Source organism: Actinoplanes sp. NPDC049118, from assembly GCF_040648555.1.
Lineage (GTDB): Bacteria > Actinomycetota > Actinomycetes > Mycobacteriales > Micromonosporaceae > Actinoplanes.
The window spans coordinates 67227-88510 of record NZ_JBEZDY010000033.1 but is presented as its reverse complement, the minus strand read 5'-3'; the positions used below and the strand labels follow the sequence as shown (position 1 = coordinate 88510).

Genomic DNA, 21284 nt, shown 5'->3' with positions numbered 1-21284 from the left:
TGGCGGCTTCGCCGAGGCGGATCGGGCCCGGATACCAGCGCTCAGCGGTTGAGCCGACTGCGGTATGGCTGGCTATGGCGTGGCGGGCGCCCGCACGCCGTCATCGGCCGTCAGGCGCACCTCTCCGTCGGCTTCGCGCACGCACCGGGCGTTGCGTGCGGACAGGGCGTGAAAGTCCCGCAGACATCCCGCGATGTACCCGTAGCCGACGGCTTTGGGATGCAGGGACTGGGAGACCAGGTGCGGTCCCGGGCCGATGCGTAGACCCGGCAGGTCCACGAACGCTCCCCACATCCACTCCTGACTGCTGTCGATGCCCGGGGAGCAGGCCTGCCGGCCTTCCAGGGCCGCCGTGAGGTCGAGAAACCGCACCCCGGGCACCGTCTCGGCCGCCTGACGCAGGTATTGGGCGATCATCGGGAAGACGGTGTCGTGAACCCATGCGATGTCGGAATCCCGGAACGGGCAACCGTGCAGTACCCGCGCCGCGCCCCGGTAGCGGGTGCGTCCGCCCGACGGGGACGGATAGGACTGCAGGACCAGTTCGTAGGAATCATCCCGATACCCTGCCTGGCGCATGACCGCTCGGATGTCCCGAAGATCACCAACGACGCCTTCCCGGATGGTCGCGAGCTTCTTCGGTAGTCGCTTGTCCCACCATCCCGCGCACGCCTGCCCCCCGACGTACGCGAGAATACAGTGGATGGTCAGCCCTACGGACGGAACGTCGTTGGCGCCGACGGTCAGCACGATGCTTCGCACCTCGTAGCGGCGGGCGACGGCCTTCAGCTGCTCGGCCTGTGGCGGCTCGCCATACCGGCGCGTGCCACCCAGCCGGACGTCATCGGTCGTCGCCGCCGAGCAGGCCAGGTTTACCGTCGTGGTAACCCCGCTCAGCTTGGCCTGGTGGATCTCGCTCATCGACGACCGGTGGCAGTAATGGCCGAACTCGTTGCTACCGGGCTCGTAGTCGCCGCCGCCCTCACCGGCCGACAGGCTGTCGCCCATCGCAACGACGGCGGTCGGACGCGTCGATCCGGCGTCCGCCGCGGCCGGTGCGGACGCGCCGATGCTGAACGTGGTGATCGCGAGTACTCCTGCGGCAACCGCGGCGAGCAGGCGGCGAGGTCGACCGGGAAGGTGCTGTGGCGTCATCGGTGTCCTTCCGTGGATATCCGGCCATCAGGCCGGGGAGGAAACGGAACCCCCGCGGAGCACGGCAGGGAAAGCCGTTCCGCGGCCAAGACTCATAGACGTCTGTAAGCGTGTCGCTGCGAGGCTCACTGAGTGGTTCGCTAGCTTGCGAGCCATGTCCAGGGCTGCGAAGCGGGCGTTCAGGTACCGCTTCTACCCGAGCGCCGAGCAGGCCGCTGAGCTTGCCCGGACGTTCGGGTGTGTCCGGTTGGTCTACAACATGGCGTTGCAGGCCCGCTCCGAGGCGTGGACGCTGCGCCAGGAACGGGTCAACGCGGCCCGCAACCTTTTGGCCGCCGGACTGGCTGTGGCAGCCTGCGGAGACGGTGCAAGACCTCAACGAGAGTCCTCTCGGACGGGGCAGTCGTCGGCGAAACAGCAAAACCCGAGGGCTACCAAGGGAATCCCCGTCCCTTAGGGCCGGGAGAATGTCAACTCACGTTCCTCTTCCGATGTCACGAACCGGGCGACCAGAGTGGATCGCGGGAAGGGATGATTGACGCCCTTCGATCAAACCGATGTTGAGGCAACTCTATGAGACTTTCCGACCACGTCGAGCATGCGATCACAAACGTGATTTTAGGCACATAGTGCTGCACGCATCCACAGTGGATGGTAAGCGCCGCCATTGCGGAAAATGCCGTGCGACGGACAGCCGGTGAGCCGTAGCGTCTTCACCGCAAGGCCGACGTCAGACGGGGGACGAAATGACGAATCGAATCCGCGCGCTGTGGCAACGTTCCAGTCAACGCCGGGGTGTGCCGCGGCGTATCCCTGAACCGAGCACGTCCAGGCTATGGCTTGAACTTGGCGCCTGGCGCCCGCCGCCACAGGACGGGCCGCTCGAAACCTCCCGCGAGATCGCCCTGCGAAGGCTACGCGAAGAGGACCAGCGGCTCACAAGGTGGTAGCGCCGGTCTGATCACAGCAGGTAGGACGCCAGGCCGATGCCCTGTTCGCGCAGGGCGGTGGCGATCGGTCCGGCGATCTGCCGCGCCCGCGGTCTCGAAGTAGGTGTGGTCGTCGCTACGGTGGCGTTGTGATCGCAGATGAGGCGGCCGACCGCGCCGAGATCGCGGGCATCGTGCGGACGTTCTTCGCCGCTTTCACCTCCGGCGCGGGCCTAACCGCCCGGCTCGACGCCCTCCGGCAGGTGTTCCTGCCCGATGCGGTGATCGTCCGGACTTGCGGCGGCGAGCCCACCGTCTACGGGGTGGACGGCTTCATCGAACCTGCGCATGCCGAAACCTCATCCGTCCAGGCCATGGCCACTTTGATCACCGGGACGAGATTCGCTGCGGGTTGCGTGCTGTCAGGGCCCAACGCGGCAGGGATACACGCCGATAGCTGCGCGAGGATCATCTGCTGTGCTGCTTCGACTGGCCTACCTCGGCGTGACCAACACGCTCGCGCTGCTCCGCCTCCTACCCATGAGCGACCGCGCCAAAGACGCCGAGATCCTCGCGCTCCGGCATCAGATCACCGTCCTCGAACGGCACCTGCACGGCGAGAGAGTCCGCTTCACGTGGGCAGATCGGGCCTGACTCGCCGCCCTGCTATACCAGCTCCCCCGCGACGTACTCGGTGAGATCCGGCTGCTGGTCCGCCCGGAGACCGTGCTGCGCTGGCACCGCAACCTGATCACGCGACGGCACGCCAGGATCTCCCGCGCTACCCGAGTCGGGCGACCACGAACTATCCGGTCGATCCGCCGACTGGTGCTGCGCCTGGCCCGCGAGAACAGCACATGGGGGTATCGCAGAATCCACGGCGAGTTGCTCGTCCTCGGTGTCAAGATCGCCGCCTCGACCGTATGGGAGATCCTCCACAAGGCCGGCATCGACCCGGCACCGCAGCGCACCAGCGACAGCTGGGCGACGTTCCTGCGCTCCCAAGCCCACGCCATCCTTGCCGCCGACTTCTTCGAGACGACGACGTTGACCGGTGCCCGGCTCTACGTCCTGGCGGTCATCGAACACGCGACCCGCCGGGTACGCATCCTCGGCGCCACCACGCACCCGAACTCGGCGTGGGTTGCCCAGGCGGCCCGGAACCTGCTCATGGACCTCGACGATGCCGGCTGCTGGGTGCAGTACCTGATCCGGGATCGAGATGGGAAGTCTCCGGCGCTGTTCGACGCGATCCTCGCCGACGCCGGCATCACCATGGTGCTCAGCGGTGTCCGCATGCCCCGGATGAACTCGGTCATGGAACGGTGGATCCAGTCCTGCCGCCATGAACTGCTCGACCGAACCCTGATTTGGAACCAGGCGCACCTGCTACACGCACTACGCGAGTACGAACGGCACCATAACAGTCATCGTCCTCACCGGGGTATCGCGAACGCCCGCCCCCAGCGTCCGCTACCCGAGCCGATCACCAATCCTGCCGCGATCACACGTCTGCGCGTCTGCCGAAGTGACCGTCTCGGCGGACTCCTCCACGAATACGATCATGCGGCGTGAGCTGCACAGATGGGTTTTCGGCATCCGCAGGGACACGCTGGGGTGAGCCTGTTCCACGGGGGTATGGGTCGACGGGTACAGGATGGCGCCAGTGAGGTTGGAGTGACTGAGGATCTCGAGGTCGAGCCGAACGCGGGGATGGCTTTGGACCTTCGGGCGTGTTGGGCACCCGAACACGATGTTGTACTCGCCCGGTAATTCAGCCCGTCTCGCCGTGCCTTGATACGTGCGACAGCTCTCGGTCTATCCGTCGCTGTCGTGGGATCGCGTCAACCGTCGAAGGAAGCGTTGATGAATCTCCGCAGCACCGGTTTACCGCCGTGGGTTCTGCGAGTTGCTGCAGCGGCAACCCTTATGGCCGCCCTCATGCTGACGCTGCATTTCCGCGCGAACCTTGTCGTTGAGCGCACCGCCGTCGGTGACGAGGCGTTGTTCTCGATGGCGCGGGAGCTTTGCGGCGGCGCCGAGGGCGCAGCCGTCGACCCGTATCCGGGTTCGCGGGCAAGCTGGGCGTGTGAGTCGGGGCGGTTCACCAGTGAGGGCAGCGCCAGAGACTTCCTCATTGGTACAGGGTTCTTCATCGATCCGCAGCAGCCTGTAAGGGGCGTTGCCTGGCAGGTGCGGGCGGAGCGCGATGGCGTGCAGATCACCGTTGTTGGTGCCGCCCCGGCCGTGCTGGAGCTACACGCCGTTAAGCGTTGGCCGGGCCTGTTGGGATGATAGCCATCGGCGTTGCCGGATGTTCGCGTGTCCGTTGCCTGCGGGCCTGTCCGCCTAGACGGCAGTGAGGCGCGGCAACGTCAGCAGCCGTTCGAGCCGAGGCGGCGGGACCGGTCAATGCGCGGCTTCGGGGCACGGCGCTGCCGCCTTCGGCTCCGCGCCGGCCCCGGCCGCGCAGATCGGAAGCCCTGGCCGGACACGACGAAGCCCGGCACCTCCGGCTTCGGAGGATACCGGGCCCGTTGGTCAAGATCGTCTTGCGTGACTCGGAGTCGGCGATTGCGCCATCGTCGCAGCCGGGATCTGCTGGTACAACACGACCGCATCGGCCTTGAAATCGGGCGGATAGCGCTTGTTCACCCAAGGCTTTCCAAAACTCCTGACCCCCAGGAGTGTCACGGTCCCAGGCTCAGGTTGCCGCGTTCAGGAGGGCAAGCCCCTCATGACAACGACCACCTTTTCTGCGCCAGAAGGCCATTCTTTTTGCAGTCCCGACACACTACATTCTCGCCATGACCCGACCGGATCTACCGCGGCTCGTCGAGCAAACCCGAGCACTGCTGTTGTTGCAGATGTACATGACGGTGCTCGTGTTGTTTTTCATGACGTTGTTGATGAGGTTCTTGACCAGTAGTGCGATGGGCGCTCGCGGCGACAGGTTCGTCGTCATCTTCGTGACCCTGGCGTGTATCCCGGTCGCGCTGGGGCTGTCGGCCATGTTGTTCCGCCGGGGCTGGGCGCTCGGCTGGATGCTTGCGCTCGTCGCGGAGTTGGCCACGCTGGTAGTCGCCATCGCTTCCATCCTTGGCCCGTTCGCGGGCCTTGCAGCGATCATCCTGTTCGTGGTGGGGTCATGGAGCCTGGTCAACCTCTTCCGCGCGGAGGTACGCCGGTTTTTCTTCGGATGACTGCCATTGACCCCAGGGCCGCCTGATGTCGGCCCTGTGCGACGACTGATGCCGAGCGCCTCGACTGCTCACCGATTGCTCACACACGTCGGTAACAGGCCGATCTAGCCGATACCGGAAGTCGCGGCACCTAGCCAAGATCATCGGGCACAGATAACCGTGACTGGAAACATCGGTGTGATCAAGTAGTCGGCAAGGGGGAAGCGGTGTCCGCGTGTCGACTGCATGCCCGTCGCGGGGGGTCATCGCGGGCGGCGAAGGCGGGGGTGTTGTAGACGTCGTGCGGGCTGCCGCGACCCCGGTCAGGCACGGCTCGGTATCGGTCAGGCTCCGTCTGATCCTGGTCGCAGGTTCGAATCGCTGTTGTACGCAACGGCGGGCGACCGCCTCGGGCGGTGGGCCGGATGACGTTCGCCGAGTACGTCAACGACTGGTACGTGCGGCAAGACCTGGCGCTCTCGACGATGCAGAGCTACCGGCGCACCATCGAGGATCACCTACTCCCGGCGTTCCAAGACTTCGCGGTGGCGGCGATCTCGGCGGCCGACGTGGCGGTCTGGGAGAAGCGGGAGCGTGCCCTCGGTTACGCGGAGGCGAGTTTGCGGCTGTGGCGGACCACGCTGCATCTGATCCTGGCCGACGCGGTGGACGAGGGCCTGCGAGAGTCGAACCCGGCCGCCCGGCGGCGCGGGCGGGGTAAGCGTGCCGGCCGATCACAGAAACGCGCACCGGAGAAGACCGTCACGACTGGGCTCGGCGTCCTGCTGCTGGCCGAGCGGGCGGCGCTGCTGTCGGGCAGGGACGACGAGTTCGTCGCGGTGATGACGCTGGGCTTCACCGGCCTGCGCTGGGGTGAGCTCGTGGGCCTGGAGACCCGGCACGTGCGCCCGGATGCGGTGCGGGTCGAGTGGCAGCTCTACGAGTTGGACACCGGGGAGCTGCACCGCTGCCCGCCGAAGGACGACTCCTACCGGACGGTGCACGTCCCAGGCTGGCTCGGCGCGCTGCTGGCCGCCCAGGCCGGCCGGACGGCCAAGGACCCGTGCGGGTGCCACGGCTACCGGTACGCCTTCGGCGGCTACGGCACCGCCAACGGCGCCGCCCGGCGTCCGGGGCCGAAGCTGGTCGACGTCGCCCGCGCCGCCGAGGTCTCGGCCGGGACCGTGTCCAACGTGCTCAACCGCCCGCACGTCGTAGAGCAGGCGACGCGGGACGCCGTGACGGCGGCGATCGAGCAGCTCGGCTATGTGCGCCACGCGCTATGGCCCCCGACGCGGCCAGCTCGGTCGCGTCGCCCAGGCCGTGCCGGTCGGCTGCCGGACGGAACTCCCGCACCACGGACTCCGACGATCTTCGGCGAGCCCGACCTCCTCTCGCTGTCCACGAGTGTCGCCGAGGAGCGGTTAGCGTGCCGCCGCCCGCATCCCCGCACGGGCGGCGGTGCGCTGCCCTCGGCGACGGAGTGAGCGGCCCGTTTCGAGCCGCCTTGAAGACGTACAGAAAGTTTGAACAAGATCGGAAGTCGACACTGTCGAGTCTCAGGACCTGCGTGACAGATCGGTTTCAGGACGTGCGTGACACTCCGCCGAGTGTTGGTGGAGATCAGCGTGACGGAACAGCGGTATCAAGCGGTCCTGGATGTGCGGGCCGGATCGGCGGTGACCGCCGTCGCAGCTCGTTTCGGGGTGTCTCGGCAGGCGGTGCACCGGTGGTTGGCCTGGTATGAGCAGGAGGGCCTGACGGGGTTGGCGGACCGGTCGAGCGGGCCCCGGTCGTCACCGGCTCAGACGGCACCCGAAGTGGAAGCGCTGATCTGCGAGTTGCGCAGGAACCATCCGCGGTGGGGTGCCCGCCGGGTCCTGTTCGAGCTCGGCCGGATCGGTTGCCCCGGTCCGATCCCGTCGCGGATCACTGTGCATCGGATCCTGCACCGTCATGGCCTGGTCGATGAACGGCCTCGCAGGCGCCGCCGGGAGGACTACGTGCGGTGGGAACGCGACCGGCCGATGGAACTCTGGCAGATGGACATCGTCGGCGGGATCCTGCTCGCCGACGGTTCCGAGGCCAAGGTCGTGACCGGAGTCGACGACCACTCCCGTTTCTGCGTCATCGCCGCCGTGGTGTCGAAGGCCACCGGTCGGGCGGTCTGCTTCGCCCTGGTTGCCGCGCTGCGCGAATACGGCATCCCTGAGGAACTGCTGACCGACAATGGCAAGCAGTTCACCGCCCGGTTCAACGCCGGCGGAGGGGAGGTGATGTTCGACCGGATCTGCCGGGAGAACGGCATCACTCACCGGCTCACCAAACCCCGTAGCCCGACGACCACGGGGAAGGTCGAACGGTTCCATCTGAGCCTGCGCCGGGAACTGCTCGATGACCATCCGCCGTTCCTGTCGGTGGCTGACGCCCAGGCCGCGATCGACGCCTTCCGCCGCGAATACAACACTGACCGGCCGCATCAGGGCATCGGCATGGCGTTCCCCGCGGACCGGTTCCGCCCCACCGCCGCCGATGGGCTGCCGTTGACACTGCCGCCGTCGCTGGCCCCGACCGCTGCGGTCCCGGCCCTACCCGTGGTGGTCCCGCCGCCGGCGCCGGCAATCGGACCGCCGATCGGCCTGGCTGTCGAGGTGGACCGGATCGTCCCGGCCTCGGGGAACATGACCATCAGCGGGCACCAGTTCTGGTTCGGTCCCGTGCTGGCCGGGCAGCACGGGACCGTCTGGGCCGACACGACTATGTTCACCTGCTCCGCGCCGGGATCCGGCTCAAGAGCGTCCCGTCCCGGTTCAGCCTGACCCAGCTGCACCAACTGCTCACCGGCGGCGGCCGCCCAGCGGGTCCGCCACCCATCGCTTCTGCCCCGGCCGCACCCGGCGCCGCCGTCGAAGTGGACCGGACGATCAGTGCCTGCGGCCTGCTCAGCCTGGCCGGACGGCAGCATCCCGTCGGCTACCACCTGGCCGGACGCCGCGTCACCGCCCGCATCGACCACGGTGGTCATCTTGGTTCCTCCTGGTCGTGACGGGTGGTGCCCGGCGGTCGGGCACCGGCACCCATCCATGCCGACCGGTGTCGAGGGATCAAGCCGGTAGCGGGGGCGCACTGGCAGGCGCCGTCTGTGAGGCTGCGCCGGATGACTGCGGCGTGCGGTAGAAGGCTTCGGTGTCCGCGGCGGCGGCGCGCACGAGGGCGGCGGCGAAGCTGCGGGCCTGTCCGGGGGTGAGGTACAGCTGCACGCCGCCGTCATCGTCGATGGTGAACTCGACGTGGGGGCGTTCCAGGTCGGCGGGGTCGGTGCCGATCCAGTCCGGTTCCTTGTCCCAGAACGCGGCCCGTATGTGCGCGGCGACCAGGGCACATGCCTCGTCGTATACGGCCACGGTGGTGGGTGGGCTGCGGTGCAGTGCCGTGCCGGGCGGGTCGAGGTCGTCGTGACGGCTCTCGGTGCACCATGGCGGGCAGGACACCGGACGCGGCTCGAACAGGGGGGCGCCGGGTGCCGGGGTGGACTCGTCCATAGCGGTCTCCTCACGTCCACTTCTTCGCAGCGTTCGGCGATCTCGGGTTCGGTGTCGAACAGCTCAAACCTCCGTGGACCAGCGAGCTGGTGCCGTGACCACGAATGTTCACGGTGTTGATTGACACGCCGTCTGGCTTGTCGGGTGGCGGCGGTACAGGCTTCAGGCTGTGAGGGTGGCAGATCCCGTTCGCGTACGGCTCAATGACCAGGGAGGTCACCAGCTGCTACGTATCACCCGTCGAGGCACCGGTTCACCGATCCGACTACGGCGGGCGATGGTCGTGCCGGCGATCACGAAGTTCACCGGTCGGTGACGCCCGCCGAGCTGTTCGCCAGCGCGCGGGTCGCCCGCCTGGCCACGGTCGACGACACCGGCGCGCCGCACCTGGTGCCGATCGCCTTCGCCCTGGTCGGCGACGTCATCCACAGCGCGGTCGACGACAAGCCGAAACGGCATCGCAGGCTGCGTCGGCTCGCCAACGTCGCACGCGAGCCGCGGGTCAGCGTGCTCGCCGACCAATACGACGACGACTGGACCCGACTGTGGTGGGTCCGTGCCGACGGCACCGCCGCCGTACTGCCCGACTCGGCTGAGGGGCTCGCGGTCCTCACGGCCCGGTATCCGCAGTACACGGCCGTACCGCCGGCCGGGCCGTTCCTGCGCATCGAGGTGCACCGCTGGTCGTTCTGGTCTGCGCGTTGAGGGCGAGGCGCGATGTGCGGCTGAGCGGGCCCGCCGCTTGACCGTCTTCAACACTGTGAACGTTCGTGGTCACGGCACTGGTCGACGCACCTCGACCCGATTCTCGGACACGTTCATTGGTCCGGCTTGCCGTACTGCGGCGAGGATGGTCTCGGCCGTACTGTTCGCCTCGGCTCGCGCCAGCGCGTCGGGAACGGTGCCGTAGACGTCAGCGGTGAATGCGTGGCTGGAATAGCCCAACAAGTGCTGCACGGTGTGCAGGCGGGCCGAGCCGTGCAGGCCGGATCCGGCCGGGTTCGCTGGACCCGCCTTCAGCTGACCCGCCAAGGCCGCCTCGCACTACGCGCCCAAACTGATGCCCTGGCACACCCTCGTCGCCGCACCCGGCTGGAAGCCGTCCCGACCGAGCTGGCGTTGCGGCTGAGCAACCCTCCGACCGATGTGCGGGATGCCGGCGTCAGGACGGCGGCACGAGACCCAGCCGGCTGCCCGCGGCGAGCAGGTCGGCGGCCACCCGGTGCGCGACGCCGGCGTCGTCGTCGGCCGGGTGCAGCACCACATAACCGTCCGCCGGCAGGCGGGCCGGCCGGGTACCGAACGGCAGCACGGCCGCTGCCCGCCGGTGGACCTCGGCCGGCAGCATGCCCGGGGCGGCCTCGATCACGAGGGCGCCCGGGATGATGCGCTCGCTCGACAGATCGAGCGGCGCCGCCACCACGACCAGTGTGCTGCCGAACGCGATCGCGCCCGGATCGTCGGTCAGGGTGAGGCCGACGCCGGCGAGGTCCAACTGGTCGACCAGGCGGGGCAGGGGCCGCTCGTCGCGGTCCTCGTCCGCGGACCGGCTGATGCACAGCCGCAGATCGGTGATGCCGGTCAGCGCCCGCCCGAGCACTCCGGCGTACCACCACAGCCGGGGTATCGGGCCGATCATGCCGACGGTCAGGGTTCCCGCGCCGACCAGTCGGCGGGCCTCGGCGGCCAGCCTGGCGGCATCGCCCAGCGCGCCCAGCGCGGACCGCGGCAGCAGCGTGTCCGTCCCGGTCGACCGGTCCCGGTAGGTCACGTGGGTAGCGGTGTCGGTGAGCGCCGGAACCAGGCCGGTACCGTCCGCGGGCAGCGACCGGACCGTCTCCGCCGTGGCGGACAGATCGACGTGCTCGGACAACGTCCACAGGTCTTGGTCCTCGAGCACCCGAGTGTGGACGGGGGTGGGATCAGTGTCGGTGGTGGGCACCCGCCGAGAGTGCCGCCATCGGCATGATCAACGCTATCGCTTCGCTATCGAAGCCCTTAACCTTGGCGATAACCGAACTTTAGGCGTCCGGATGGCGGAGACCGGTCAACTGGTTTCAGCGCGGCGGACCGGCCGCACGAAACGTCGGATCAGAGGAGTTACCGCCATGATCAAAGCCATCGCCGCCCTTGCCCTGGCCACCGCTGTCGTCGTCTTCGGTGGCGCCGGCCAGAGCCTCGCCGCGAACGCCGCCGACAGCACCGTGATCGTGGTGGCCGCCGACAGCGAGGGTACCGGGACTGGCACGGGAACGATCCCCCCGCCCGGCGACAACGACACCATTCGGTCCGACACCCACTGGGGCTGACCGGTCAGGGTCAGGCGGGGCCCTGACTGAACGACGGCGCCTGCGGACCGATCTCGGCGGCCAGCCGCGCCGCCTGCTCGGTCAACCGCTTCCCCTCAGCGGAATCCAGCCCGGTAAGTAACGCGTCGGCATGGCCGAGGTGGCCCCCCGCGGCGGACCTGTCACCTTCGAGAATCTCCACCTCGGCGAGAAGAACCAGCGCCTTCGCTTGCCAGAGCGCCGCGTTCAGCCCCGCGAAACAGTCGGCGGCTTCCCGCAGGTGACGCACCGCCGCCTTCCCGTTGTGCCGGGCGAGGGTGACCTCGCCGAGGGCGAACAGCGCCTGCCCCTCGAGCCACCGGTCACCGATCTCCTGAGCCAGCCCGATCGCGTGGCTGAGGCTGGTGTGTGCCGCCTCCAGCCGGCCCTCTCGATAGCGCAGACTGCCGAGCGCCTGCAACGTGTACGCCTCGCCGACCTTGTCGTCCAGGTCGCGGACCGCCCGCAGGGTGTGGTGCAGCGCCCGACGTGCCTCGTCGAGGTCGTCGCAGCCCAGATGCAGTTCGGCCAGGCGGAAGGTCACCTGCGCCTCGACCCGCACGCATTTCGCCTCGACGCAGATCTGCAGCGCCTCGTCGAGCATCGCGCGCGCGGCCCGCGAGTCCCCGTCGTCGATTCGCAGCCGGGCCAGGCTGGACAGGATGTGCGCCTCGCCCATCCGGTCACCCGCCGTCCGCATCCCGGCCAGCGCCAGCGCGTAACGGGTGGCTGAGTCCCTGGTGTCGCCGCGCAACCGGCTGATGAACGCGATGTTTCGCTGGACCAGCGCCTGCCCGTGCACGTCAGCGATCTCGGTGAAGGTGTCGAGGGCGGCGGTGAACGACACCAGCGCGTCGTCGAGCCGTTTCTGCGCCATCGCGTAGGTGCCGAGGGCATAGTTGGCCGCGGCCAGCCCGCGGGCGTTGCCGGCCTGCCCGGTGACCCCGGCAGCCAGGGTGGCGGTTTCCGCCCAGTCGTCGTAGTAGCCGCGTGCCTCGAAGAGGGTCACCGAGGTGAGCGAGAGATCCCAGCACGCCTCGTCGAGACCGTCCGCGGCGGCCTGCCGAATGGCCGGCACGAGGCCCCGACGTTCCCGCTCCCACCAGGACAGCGAGTCGCCGATCGGCTCCGGCTGCTCGCCGTCCGGCGGGAGCCAACGCTCGGCGGTGCCGTGCAGGACCGTGTACTCGCCGCCGTATTCCCGGCGGTGCGCCTCGTCGGAAAGACTCAGCCAGCCGCCGAGATAGCGGGCGAGCGCCGCACGCTGCTCGGCCGGGCTCTCCTCCTCAGCGGCCTGTTCGAGGCCGAAGACCCGAATCAGATCATGGAACCGGAACCGCGGGGGATGCTCACCGGTGATCGTGGCGGCCGTCAGCACTTCTGCCTCGACCAGGCTCTCCAGCAGATCCTCCGCCTGGTGCAGGGTGGAGTCGAGCAGCGCGGCCGCCGCCCACCCTGGGAAGTCGGGAGCGTGGATCAGCGCGGCCAGCCGGAACAACCGACGGGCAGGTTCGGTGAGGCCACGGTAGGTGAGCGCAATGTTCGAGCGCAGTTCGAGGCCCTTGTGGGCGAACTCGTCGAGCCGGTGGGTCACGTCGGCCAGCCGGCGGACCAGGTCCGCGACCCGCCAGTGCGGCCGGGACGTCAGCCGGGCGCCGGCGATACGCAGCGCCAGGGGCAGCCCTGCGCACAGCTGGACCAGTTCGGCGCAGGCTTCCGGCTCGGCGGCGGCGCGCTGGACCCCGATGAGCTCGGTGATCAGATCGAGCGACTGCCCGGTGTCCAGGATGTCCACCGCGATCCGGTGGGCGCCGGGAAGGCCGGAGAGCCTGGTCCGGCTGGTGACAATGACCGCGCACGTCGGACTGCCGGGCAGCAGCGACAGAACCTGCTCCTCGTCGGTGGCGTCGTCGAGAACCACGAGCATCCGCCGGTCGGCCAGCTCGGTTCGGTACATCTCGATACGTTCGTCGCGGTCGTCGGGCACCGACGTCCCGGGTACACCCAGCGCACGCAGGAAACGGGCGAGCTGCCGGGTCACGCCCTCGTCGACGTCGGAACTGCGCAGGTCGGCATAGAGCTGACCGTCCGGAAACTCGCCGGCCAACTCGTGCGCGGCCCGGACGGCGAGGCTGGACTTGCCTACCCCGCCCGGCCCCGAGATGGCCACCACCGGCATCGCGTAGTCGCCGGCCCCGGTGACCGCGGACCGCACGTCGGCCAGCTGGGTGCTGCGGCCGGTGAAGTCGGCGATGCTGGGCGGCAGCTGGCGGGGCACCGTCCGTGCCGAACGGACCGCGGCACGCTCCTCACCGGACCGGGCCGAGGCCTGCCCGGGGGCACCCACGACGCGCGGCAGGTCGAGGGCCGGGTCGCGGGTGAGCACCGCCCGCTCGGTCTCCTGCAGTTCCGGGCCGGGATCGACGCCGATCTGGTCGGCGAGGATCGCCCGGGCGCGTCGGCCGGCCTCCAGCGCGTCGGCCTGCCGGCCGCAGCGGTACAGCGCGATCATGAGCAGGGCGTGCAGGTGCTCGCGCAGCGGCTGCTCGGCGACCAGCGCCCGCAGTTCGCCGACGCATTCCTGGTGCCGGCCCAGGGCGAGGTCGAGATCGAGGCGTTCCTCGAGCACCGCGGCGCGCTGCTCCTGCAGCTGGGTGCTCTGCCGCTCGACGGCCGTGCTGACGATCCCGGCGAGCGCCGGCCCGCGCCACAGCGCCAGGGCGGCACGCAGGTCGGCGGCGGCCTCGGTAGTCCGGCCGTCCGCGGCATGTGCGCGGCCGGTGGCGACCAGGGCGTGGAACCGGTCGATGTCGAGCTGGTCCGGCGCCAGCGTGAGGACGTAACCGGGGGGCTGGGTGCGGATCGCCATCGTCTGGCTGCCGGCGATCAGTTTCCGTAGCACCGAGATGCAGATCTGGATCTGGCTACGGGCAGTCGGTGGCGGGTCGTCGCCCCAGACCCCGTCGAGGAGATGGTAGACCGGCGTGACCCGGCCGGCATTGAGGGCCAGGATGCTCAGCACCGTCCGCTGCCTGGGCCCGCCCAGGTCAATCGGTCCACCCGCGGTGACAAGCTCGGGTGGACCGAGAAGACGAAGCTCCATTCGGCCCCCCATTTCCGACTGTCGTCGACCCTAACAACCGCGATCAACTACGACCTATCACCCGAACGGATCGCAGGCATTGTCCGCCTTCCGGACTTGCCAAGTCTGGCACGACAGGATTGGCCCGGCCTTCGGGCCGGTATCGACGATGCCCACAGCGCCGATAGCCGGTGGAAGGCAAATAACTAGGGCAGCCCGCGATCGTCTGTACATCAGCCGGGAGGCCGGACCGGGGGTCCCTGGTCACCGCTGAAACACACAGGGAGCACAAATGCCTGATGCGATCCGCGTCACAGTGATAGCAGCGGATCCGTTCCTCGAGGCGGGTGCCATCAGCACCCTGCAGCGGGGGGCGGGCCTCACGGTTGTCGCACCGGAAGAACCCGCGACCGTCGCGGTGATCATAGTGGACACGATTGCCGAGTCGACCTTCGACCTGATCCGCGCCGTCCGTGCCGGCGACCACCACCCGGAGGTCGTCCTGGTGGCCACCGAGATCGACGCCGGCCACGCGCATCACGCCATTGCGGCGGGCGCCCGCGGGCTGCTGCGTCGCCGGAACGCCAACGCCGACCGGCTGCTCCGGGCGGTGCTGGCGGCGGCCTACGGCGACTGCACAGTGCCTCCGGACACGCTCCAGCGACTGATGACCGACGAGGTCGCCGCGCCCGCACCGATCGGCGGTCGGGGCTTCCCCGGACTCAGCGAGCGGGAGCGGGCGGTGCTCAACCTGCTGGCCGAGGGCCACGAGACCGGTGAGATCGCCAAAGCCCTGGCGTACTCGACGCGAACCGTGACCAGTGTAGTGCAGGACATCACCCGCCGTTTCCGGCTGCGCAACCGGGCGCACGCGGTCGCATACGCCCTGCGGATGGGGCTGCTGTGAGCCTGGACGTCGGACCCGAGACAACGAAGGCCACCCGCGCCCGGGTGCTTGTCGGTTCCCTCAAGCTCGAGGCGCAGGTCGTCACGGCCCTGCGCCAGGCCGGCATCGGGGTGGTGGAGCGCGCCGGGGCGCACCCCCCGGAGCCGGTGACGATCGCCGTTGCCGCCACCATCGACGCGGCGCTCGACCTGTCCGGCACGACGCCGGCCCTGGTGCTGGCGGAGCAGCTCAGTCCCGGTGGGCTGCGGCGGGCGCTGCGCACCGGGGTTCGCGCCATCCTGCCGCTGACCGGGCTGGACGCGCAGCGACTCGGTGCCGCCGTCCGGGCCGCCGGGCACGGTGACGCGCGGATCCCGTACGACGTCCTGGTCCGGTTGTGGAGCCGACAGCGGCCCGGCACCGCCACGTCGACGCTGACCCCGCGGCAGACGACCGTGCTCGCGCTGATGGCCGAGGGGCACGGCAATGCCGCGATCGCGCGGGCGTTGTCCTGCTCCGAACACACGATCAAGAACGTGATCTACGAGATGATGGGCCGTCTACAGGCCCGCAACCGGGCGCACGCGGTGGCCTGCGCGGTCCGTGCGGAGTTGATCTGAGAAAGCAGACGAGGCACCCGGGCCGCGACGGCCCCGGTGCCCCATCCGCATGGTGGTCAGGAGGAAACGGCCGCCATCTGACGCCGCAGACTCAGCGGGCGCATGTCGGTCCAGATCAGTCCGATGTGGTCCAGGCACTCCTGTCGAGTTCCATGGGTTCCCTCGTCCTCCCAGCCGGCCGGCAGGTCCCTGTCCACCCGCCACAGTGAGTACTGCTCCTCGTGGTTGCGTACCACTCGCCAGCCACCCTCGTCGTTCGGCGTCATCGCCTCGTCCCTCCTTCTCACTGCATCGACCTGGCACCAGCCTGGCCCGGACGCCCGGGTCGCCGGCAGGGAAGAACGCGCAGAAACGGCCGTTCAGGGCTGCCGGTCCTTCCCTGCCGGACACCAGGCCCGCCGCAGCAAGGTTGCTCTCAGCCGGGCGGCGCGACCGAGCACCGAGGCAACCCCGGCAGCAAACGGAGGGAGTCGCGCCATGTCGGACGATCCGGAGAACGTACTCCTGCCGGGCGGGAGGTGGCGGCTGTGGGAGCATTTCGCCCTGCGCGGGCCGGGTTTCCCGGCTCACGGCGTGCTGCGCATGGCGCCCGACGGGCTGGCCACCGAGGCTGACAAGTTCGGTCCTGACGACCAGCGCAGCGGCCCGGAGTGGGCCGGCTTCCTCGAGCGCTTCGACGAGGCCGCGGTCGAGACGGCCCGGCTGCTGCAGGCCGTGGCCGCCGAGCCGCGCTTCCGCGCCGCGGTGGCCTGGCAGAACCCGACCGTCCTGCGGACCGGTATCGCCCCGTTCCTGAACTGGACCCCGACCGCGGCCGGCCGCACCAGCATGCCGCGGCAGCGGGAGGAACTGGTCGCCCACTACTGGCAGCGGTTCTGCGTCAAGAACGACACCATCGGCTTCTTCGGCCCGGTCGGCTGGGGACGCTGGGACACGTCCACCCGACACCCGCGGGTGCAGACCGGAACCGGCCCGATCGCCGCGTCAACGGTCTACTTCGCCAGCTGGGCCATCGACGCGCTGGCCCGCACCCTCGACGCCGATCCCGCCATGCGTGCCTGGGTGCCGCCGCGTCGCGTGCCCTACCTGCACGTGGCCGACGACCACGTCCGCATGCCCGGCCGCCCGGCCCGCCGGATCGCTCCCCTTGACCGCGCCGTGCTGGTGCTCTGTGACGGGACACGCCGGATCGACGAGATCGCCGCAGCGGTCGGTGTCACGCCGGCCGAGGCAGCCGAGATCGTCACCGGTCTGGTCGGGAGCCGCTGCGTCACCTGGCGCCTGGAGGTGCCGGCCAGCACCTGGCCGGAGCGGGCGCTGCGGAAGATCCTGGAACGCATCACCGACCCCGCGGTCCGGGAGCCCGCGCTGGCGAAGCTGGCCGTGCTGGAGCACGGCCGCGACGCGGTGCAGGCCGCCGGAACCGACGCGGCGGCCCTGACCGAGGCGCTGAGCACGCTGGAGACCGACTTCAGCGCGCTGACCGCCGCCAGTGCCCAGCGCTCCAAGGGCAGCCGGACGGCGCCGTGCCGCGGCATGGTCTACTCGGACAGCCGGCGCTCGGCGACGGCCACCATCGGCACCGCGATCCTCGACGAACTGGCGCCGCTGGAGCTGTGCCTGACCTCCGCGAGCTGGCTGACCGGCCGGTTCGCCACGGTGATGGAGCAGAAGCTCCGGACCGTCTACGACCGGTTGGCCGCCGGCGGGGAGAAGGTAGACCTCGGATCGCTCTGGCTGTCCAGTCTGCCGGCGCCCCACCCAGACGCCACCGCCGAGATCACCGCGCTCAGCGCGGAACTGAAGGCCAAGTGGGCGCGGATCATCGCGGCGCCGGAGGATGCCAGCCGGGTGCAGCTCAGTTCGGCCGAGATCGCCGAGCAGGTACGCGCCGAGTTCGACGAGCAGCCGGCCGGCTGGGCCACGGCCCGGTATTTCAGCCCGGACCTGTTGCTGGTGACCGACAGTCCGGAGGCCCTGGACCGCGGCGAGTTCACCCTGGTGCTGGGCGAGATGCACTGCGCCATCAACACGATGGCCGCCTCGCTGTTCGTGCACCAGCATCCCGACCGGGCGGAGCTCGTCGCCGAGACGGACCGTGACTTCCCCGGCCCGCGCCTGCAGTCGATGCTGCCCAAGGAACTGCCGCTGAGATGGTCGGTGCGCAGCCGGCCCTCGCTGGAACGCCCGTACGACTACCAGGTCGCGCTGGTCGACCAGACCTGTGACCCGCTGCGGGAGCGCTCGCTGCTGTCGGCCGACATCGAGGTGGCCGACCGGGGTGGTCGACTGGTCGCCGTCCTGCCCGACGGGGCCGAGTTCGGAGTGCTGGACGTCTTCGGCAACGCGCTGACCCAGCGGGTGATGGACCAGTTCAGCCTGCGCCCGGCCGGCCCGCACACCCCGCGGGTCACCATCGACCGAATGATCGTGGCCCGGGAGACATGGCGGGTCGAGGCCACCGGCCTGACGTTCGCCGCCGACAAGACCGAGGCCGGCCGCTTCGTCCTTGCCCGGCAGTGGCGGCAGGAACGGGGGCTGCCCCGGTTCGTGTTCGTGGTCTCGCCGACCGAGCCCCGGCCGTTCTACGTGGACTTCGACAGCCCGGTCTACGTCGGCATCCTGGCCAAGGCGGCCCGCCGGCTCGCCCGGACCGACCCGGCGGGGCTGCTCACCATCAGCGAGATGCTGCCCACGCCGGAGCAGACCTGGCTGACCGACGACCAGGGCGACCGGTACACCAGCGAGCTGCGGTTCGTCGCCGTGGACCAGCATGCGGTCGGGGAGGCGTGATGCGGACCCTGGTCGACGAGATCGAGGCGCACGCCGCCGCGGACCCGGACCGGGTCGCGGTGCGGACGCCGGACACCGAGGTCAGCTACGGCGAACTCGCCGAGCGGATCCGCGCCCTCGCCGCGGTCCTGCGGGAGCGTGGTGCACGTCCGGAGCGGGTCTGTGCGGTCGCGCTGGAGCGCGGGGTGGACGCGGTGGTCGCGGTCGCCGCGGTGATCCGCAGCGGTGCGGCGTTCCTGACCCTGGACGTGGAGGCACCCCCGGCCCGACTGGCCGGGCTGGTCGGTAGTGCCGGGGCCGAGATGGTGGTGACCACCACGACCCTGGCCGAGCGGCTCGAACTGCCCATCCCCGGGCCGGTGGTGCTGCTGGACGAGCAGCCGGTCGCCGCGTCGGCGGACCGGTCCCGGTGGGATCCGCAGCCGTCGTCGCTGGCCTACGTGAGCCACACGTCGGGGTCGACCGGGGAACCCAGCGCGGTGCTGATCGAGCACCGGGGCATGGACTCTTACCTGCGGTTCGTGGCCCGAGACTACGGGCTCGGCGAGCGGACGGTGGCGTTGCAGGTCGCCCCGCAGGGGTACGACGCGTCCATCCGCGACACGTTCGCGCCCCTGCTGGCCGGCGGCCAACTGGTGCTGGCCCCCCGGTCGGTCGTGCTGCGCCCGTCGGAGTTCGCCGACGCGGTCCGCCGCTACGGGGTGAACACCCTGCTCAGCGTCACCCCGTCGTTCCTGTCGTTCCTGGCCGGGCAGAGCGACCCGGCCGGCCTACTGGACGGGATCGGTCTGGTGGTCAGCAGCGGCGAGTCACTGCGACCGTTCCTGAACGCCGGCGGACGCAGCCTGATCCGCGGCGAGCTGATCAATCAGTACGGCCCGACCGAGTGCACCATGACGTCGACCCGGCATCGGGTGCCCGAGGTGCCCGACATCACCGTCGACACGGTCGGGAGCCCGATCGACGCGGTGGTGGTGCGGCTGTTCGCCGCCGAGATGACCCCGGTAGCCGACGGGGCCGTCGGCGAGGTGTACCTGGGCGGTGCCGGGGTGGCCCGCGGCTACCACGGCGACCCGGTCCGCACCGCGCATCGGTTCGTGCCGGACCCGTGCGGCCCGCCGGGTTCCCGGCTCTACCGCACCGGCGACCTGGCCAGGCAGGGCCCGGACGGGCTCCGGTTCGAGGGTCGCTGCGACCGGCAGCTCAAGATCCGGGGCTATCGGGTGGACCCGGCCGAGGTGGAGGGTGCCCTGCTGCGGCATCCCGCTGTCACCGAGGCGGTGGTGACCGGCGCGTTCGACGACCGCGGGCGCGGCTACCTGATCGCGCACGTCATCGGCGACCTAGCGGCCACCACCGACGGCGCGCTCCGCGCGCACCTGGCCGGGAGTCTGCCACCGCACCTGTTGCCCCGCCGGTTCGTCCGGCTCGGTGAGCTGCCGCGCAACCGCAGCGGCAAGACCGACCGGCGGGCACTCGCCGAGGTGACCCGGTGATCGCCCCCGTCCGGTGCGACCTGCCGGAGGTGGCCGACGTCCGGACCGCCGCCGATCGCATCGCCGGGCGCCTACACCGGACCCCGCTGCTCGGCGGGCCGGCCGGGCTGCTACTCAAAGGGGAGCACGGGCAGCACAGTGGCTCTTTCAAGATCCGTGGCGCGCTGAACGCGGTGCTGGCCACCGGGGCCGCAGAGGTGATCACCGGTTCCTCCGGAAATCACGGCATCGCCCTGGCCACGGTGGCCCGCGGGCTGGGTGTGCGGGTGACCGTGGTGGCGGCTGCCGGCGCGAGCCCCGCCAAGCTAGCGCTGATCCGGGAACTCGGCGGGCGAACCGTCTCGGTGGCTGGTGGGGTGGTGGAGCGCGAGGCGCACGCCCGGGAGCTGGCCGCAGCCGGAGGCGCCGTCCTGATCCCCTCGTCCGACCACCCGCTGGTCATCGCCGGGCAGGGCACCGTCGGCACCGAGATCCTCGAGGACGCGCCCAGCACGACGACCATCTACGTCCCCACCGGTGGCGGCGGGCTACTCGCCGGGGTCTGCCTCGCCGTGACCGGCCGACCGGTCCGGGTGGTGGGTGTCGAGCCGGCCGGCATTCCGCGCTACGCACGGTCACTCGCCGCCGGTCACCCGGTGCGCCTCGCCCCGAGCGACACGGTCGCCGACGGGCTGCGCGGCGAGCAGCCGGGCCGGTTCACGTATCCGATCATCCGGGACCACGTCGACGACCTGATCGCGGTCTCCGACGCGGAGATCCGCGCCGCCGCAAGTCTCCTCGCCCGGTACGGCGCTCGGGTCGAGCCCAGCGGCGCGGTCGCGGTCGCCGGTGCGCTCCGGGCCGGCCCCGGTAACGGCGACGTCGCGATCCTCTCCGGCGGCAACACGGCCGCCGCCCTCAGCCGCCGCACCATCGAGCACCGCCACCTTCGCCCCGCGCCGGTCAGCTGAACCGGCACCCACACAACCGCCCTGTCCCGGTCAGTCGAACCGGCACCCACACAACACCTAGGAGCACGCCATGACCGTCATCTCGACCACCAGCACCACGACCCTCTTGGTCGGCGTCTTCCGCGACGCGCTCGGCCTGCCCGAGGCGGAGGCCGACAGCGACTTCTTCGAGTGCGGCGGCGACTCGCTGTCCGCCTTCCAGATCACCGCGCGACTGCAGGAGGCCCTAGGCGTGGAAGTTCCGGTGGCGTTGGTGTTCGCCTACCCGACGCCCGGCGAACTGGCCGAGGTCGTCGAGACCGACTTCCTGCAGGGGTGACCG

Annotated in this window: 20 protein-coding genes and 1 pseudogene; 15 read left to right on the top strand and 6 right to left on the bottom strand. The window is 70.1% G+C overall.

Translation table 11 applies throughout. From position 1 onward, the window contains the following. Positions 1–72 precede the first annotated feature (72 nt). Positions 73–1155 (bottom strand): GDSL-type esterase/lipase family protein, encoded by a 1083-nt coding sequence (locus AB0B58_RS36610; protein WP_360233821.1) that lies wholly within the window; start codon positions 1153–1155, stop codon positions 73–75. Here AB0B58_RS36610 and AB0B58_RS36605 point away from each other — a divergent pair. From AB0B58_RS36605 to AB0B58_RS36575, 7 genes and pseudogenes are all read left to right on the top strand, one after another. Further along, on the top strand, positions 1070–1612 hold the full coding sequence (locus tag AB0B58_RS36605; protein WP_360233818.1) for a helix-turn-helix domain-containing protein: 543 nt from the start codon (positions 1070–1072) through the stop codon (positions 1610–1612). The two genes, AB0B58_RS36610 and AB0B58_RS36605, sit on opposite strands and share 86 nt — an antisense overlap. A gap of 949 nt (positions 1613–2561) precedes the next feature. After that, positions 2562–2738: a hypothetical protein gene (locus AB0B58_RS36600; protein ID WP_360233815.1), complete on the top strand. Its 177-nt coding sequence runs from the start codon at positions 2562–2564 to the stop codon at positions 2736–2738. 174 nt (positions 2739–2912) lie between these two features. Continuing rightward, on the top strand, positions 2913–3659 hold the full coding sequence (locus AB0B58_RS36595; protein ID WP_360233812.1) for an integrase core domain-containing protein: 747 nt from the start codon (positions 2913–2915) through the stop codon (positions 3657–3659). Between the two features lie 366 nt (positions 3660–4025). Continuing rightward, on the top strand, positions 4026–4379 hold the full coding sequence (locus AB0B58_RS36590) for a hypothetical protein (protein ID WP_360233809.1): 354 nt from the start codon (positions 4026–4028) through the stop codon (positions 4377–4379). 512 nt (positions 4380–4891) lie between these two features. Next, on the top strand, positions 4892–5287 hold the full coding sequence (locus tag AB0B58_RS36585) for a hypothetical protein (RefSeq protein ID WP_360233806.1): 396 nt from the start codon (positions 4892–4894) through the stop codon (positions 5285–5287). Between the two features lie 404 nt (positions 5288–5691). After that, positions 5692–6540: pseudogene (locus tag AB0B58_RS36580) on the top strand (LacI family DNA-binding transcriptional regulator); the annotation flags it as partial. Positions 6541–6861: 321 nt separating this feature from the next. After that, positions 6862–8085 (top strand): IS481 family transposase, encoded by a 1224-nt coding sequence (locus tag AB0B58_RS36575; protein ID WP_360233803.1) that lies wholly within the window; start codon positions 6862–6864, stop codon positions 8083–8085. A 285-nt stretch (positions 8086–8370) separates the two neighbouring features. Here the strand turns inward: AB0B58_RS36575 and AB0B58_RS36570 are convergent, their stop codons facing one another. Next, positions 8371–8808: a DUF6907 domain-containing protein gene (locus tag AB0B58_RS36570; protein ID WP_360233800.1), complete on the bottom strand. Its 438-nt coding sequence runs from the start codon at positions 8806–8808 to the stop codon at positions 8371–8373. A gap of 312 nt (positions 8809–9120) precedes the next feature. Here AB0B58_RS36570 and AB0B58_RS36565 point away from each other — a divergent pair, with 312 nt between their 5' ends. After that, positions 9121–9513 carry a TIGR03668 family PPOX class F420-dependent oxidoreductase gene (locus AB0B58_RS36565; RefSeq protein ID WP_360233797.1) on the top strand — a complete coding sequence of 131 codons (393 nt, stop codon included), beginning with the start codon at positions 9121–9123 and terminating at the stop codon, positions 9511–9513. Positions 9514–9582: 69 nt separating this feature from the next. Here the strand turns inward: AB0B58_RS36565 and AB0B58_RS36560 are convergent, their stop codons facing one another. Next, entirely contained in the window at positions 9583–9840 is a 258-nt protein-coding gene (locus tag AB0B58_RS36560) for a hypothetical protein (RefSeq protein WP_360233794.1), read from the bottom strand. Positions 9841–9970: 130 nt separating this feature from the next. Continuing rightward, entirely contained in the window at positions 9971–10750 is a 780-nt protein-coding gene (locus tag AB0B58_RS36555) for a hypothetical protein (RefSeq protein WP_360233791.1), read from the bottom strand. Positions 10751–10916: 166 nt separating this feature from the next. Here AB0B58_RS36555 and AB0B58_RS36550 point away from each other — a divergent pair, with 166 nt between their 5' ends. Continuing rightward, entirely contained in the window at positions 10917–11117 is a 201-nt protein-coding gene (locus AB0B58_RS36550; RefSeq protein WP_360233788.1) for a hypothetical protein, read from the top strand. A gap of 10 nt (positions 11118–11127) precedes the next feature. Here the strand turns inward: AB0B58_RS36550 and AB0B58_RS36545 are convergent, their stop codons facing one another. Continuing rightward, complete coding sequence (locus AB0B58_RS36545) at positions 11128–14238, bottom strand: BTAD domain-containing putative transcriptional regulator (RefSeq protein ID WP_360233785.1); 3111 nt, start codon at positions 14236–14238, stop codon at positions 11128–11130. Positions 14239–14509: 271 nt separating this feature from the next. Here AB0B58_RS36545 and AB0B58_RS36540 point away from each other — a divergent pair, with 271 nt between their 5' ends. Both AB0B58_RS36540 and AB0B58_RS36535 read left to right on the top strand, forming a co-directional pair. Continuing rightward, the gene (locus tag AB0B58_RS36540) at positions 14510–15124 is read left to right on the top strand and encodes a LuxR C-terminal-related transcriptional regulator (protein ID WP_360233782.1); all 615 of its coding nucleotides are present in this window, start codon (positions 14510–14512) and stop codon (positions 15122–15124) included. Continuing rightward, positions 15121–15723 carry a response regulator transcription factor gene (locus AB0B58_RS36535; protein WP_360233779.1) on the top strand — a complete coding sequence of 201 codons (603 nt, stop codon included), beginning with the start codon at positions 15121–15123 and terminating at the stop codon, positions 15721–15723. Before AB0B58_RS36540 ends, AB0B58_RS36535 begins: the two co-directional genes overlap by 4 nt. A 56-nt stretch (positions 15724–15779) precedes the next feature. Here AB0B58_RS36535 and AB0B58_RS36530 read toward each other — a convergent pair whose 3' ends face one another. Then, positions 15780–15989 (bottom strand): MbtH family NRPS accessory protein, encoded by a 210-nt coding sequence (locus AB0B58_RS36530; protein WP_360233776.1) that lies wholly within the window; start codon positions 15987–15989, stop codon positions 15780–15782. A 211-nt stretch (positions 15990–16200) separates the two neighbouring features. Here AB0B58_RS36530 and AB0B58_RS36525 point away from each other — a divergent pair, with 211 nt between their 5' ends. The 4 genes from AB0B58_RS36525 (at position 16201) to AB0B58_RS36510 (ending at position 21281) form a co-directional block, all read left to right on the top strand. Continuing rightward, positions 16201–18516, top strand: coding sequence for a lantibiotic dehydratase (locus AB0B58_RS36525; protein ID WP_360233773.1), 2316 nt, complete (start codon positions 16201–16203; stop codon positions 18514–18516). Next, a complete protein-coding gene (locus AB0B58_RS36520; RefSeq protein ID WP_360233770.1) occupies positions 18516–20012 on the top strand; it encodes an amino acid adenylation domain-containing protein in 1497 nt (498 codons plus the stop codon). The genes AB0B58_RS36525 and AB0B58_RS36520 overlap by 1 nt, the downstream gene beginning before the upstream one ends. Further along, positions 20009–20962: a pyridoxal-phosphate dependent enzyme gene (locus AB0B58_RS36515; RefSeq protein ID WP_360233767.1), complete on the top strand. Its 954-nt coding sequence runs from the start codon at positions 20009–20011 to the stop codon at positions 20960–20962. Before AB0B58_RS36520 ends, AB0B58_RS36515 begins: the two co-directional genes overlap by 4 nt. Before the next feature lie 70 nt (positions 20963–21032). After that, positions 21033–21281, top strand: a complete 249-nt coding sequence (locus tag AB0B58_RS36510) for an acyl carrier protein (protein WP_360233764.1) — start codon at positions 21033–21035, stop codon at positions 21279–21281. The last annotated feature ends 3 nt before the right edge of the window (positions 21282–21284 follow it).

Coding starts and splice junctions, on each gene's coding strand:
- AB0B58_RS36550 (WP_360233788.1), top strand. CDS start 10,917: ATGATCAAAGCCATCGCCGCCCTTGCCCTGGCCACCGCTGTCGTCGTC.
- AB0B58_RS36540 (WP_360233782.1), top strand. CDS start 14,510: ATGCCTGATGCGATCCGCGTCACAGTGATAGCAGCGGATCCGTTCCTC.
- AB0B58_RS36610 (WP_360233821.1), bottom strand. CDS start 1,155: ATGACGCCACAGCACCTTCCCGGTCGACCTCGCCGCCTGCTCGCCGCG.
- AB0B58_RS36590 (WP_360233809.1), top strand. CDS start 4,026: ATGCTGACGCTGCATTTCCGCGCGAACCTTGTCGTTGAGCGCACCGCC.
- AB0B58_RS36570 (WP_360233800.1), bottom strand. CDS start 8,808: ATGGACGAGTCCACCCCGGCACCCGGCGCCCCCCTGTTCGAGCCGCGT.
- AB0B58_RS36530 (WP_360233776.1), bottom strand. CDS start 15,989: ATGACGCCGAACGACGAGGGTGGCTGGCGAGTGGTACGCAACCACGAG.
- AB0B58_RS36605 (WP_360233818.1), top strand. CDS start 1,070: ATGCTGAACGTGGTGATCGCGAGTACTCCTGCGGCAACCGCGGCGAGC.
- AB0B58_RS36585 (WP_360233806.1), top strand. CDS start 4,892: ATGACCCGACCGGATCTACCGCGGCTCGTCGAGCAAACCCGAGCACTG.
- AB0B58_RS36525 (WP_360233773.1), top strand. CDS start 16,201: ATGTCGGACGATCCGGAGAACGTACTCCTGCCGGGCGGGAGGTGGCGG.
- AB0B58_RS36520 (WP_360233770.1), top strand. CDS start 18,516: ATGCGGACCCTGGTCGACGAGATCGAGGCGCACGCCGCCGCGGACCCG.
- AB0B58_RS36510 (WP_360233764.1), top strand. CDS start 21,033: ATGACCGTCATCTCGACCACCAGCACCACGACCCTCTTGGTCGGCGTC.
- AB0B58_RS36545 (WP_360233785.1), bottom strand. CDS start 14,238: ATGGAGCTTCGTCTTCTCGGTCCACCCGAGCTTGTCACCGCGGGTGGA.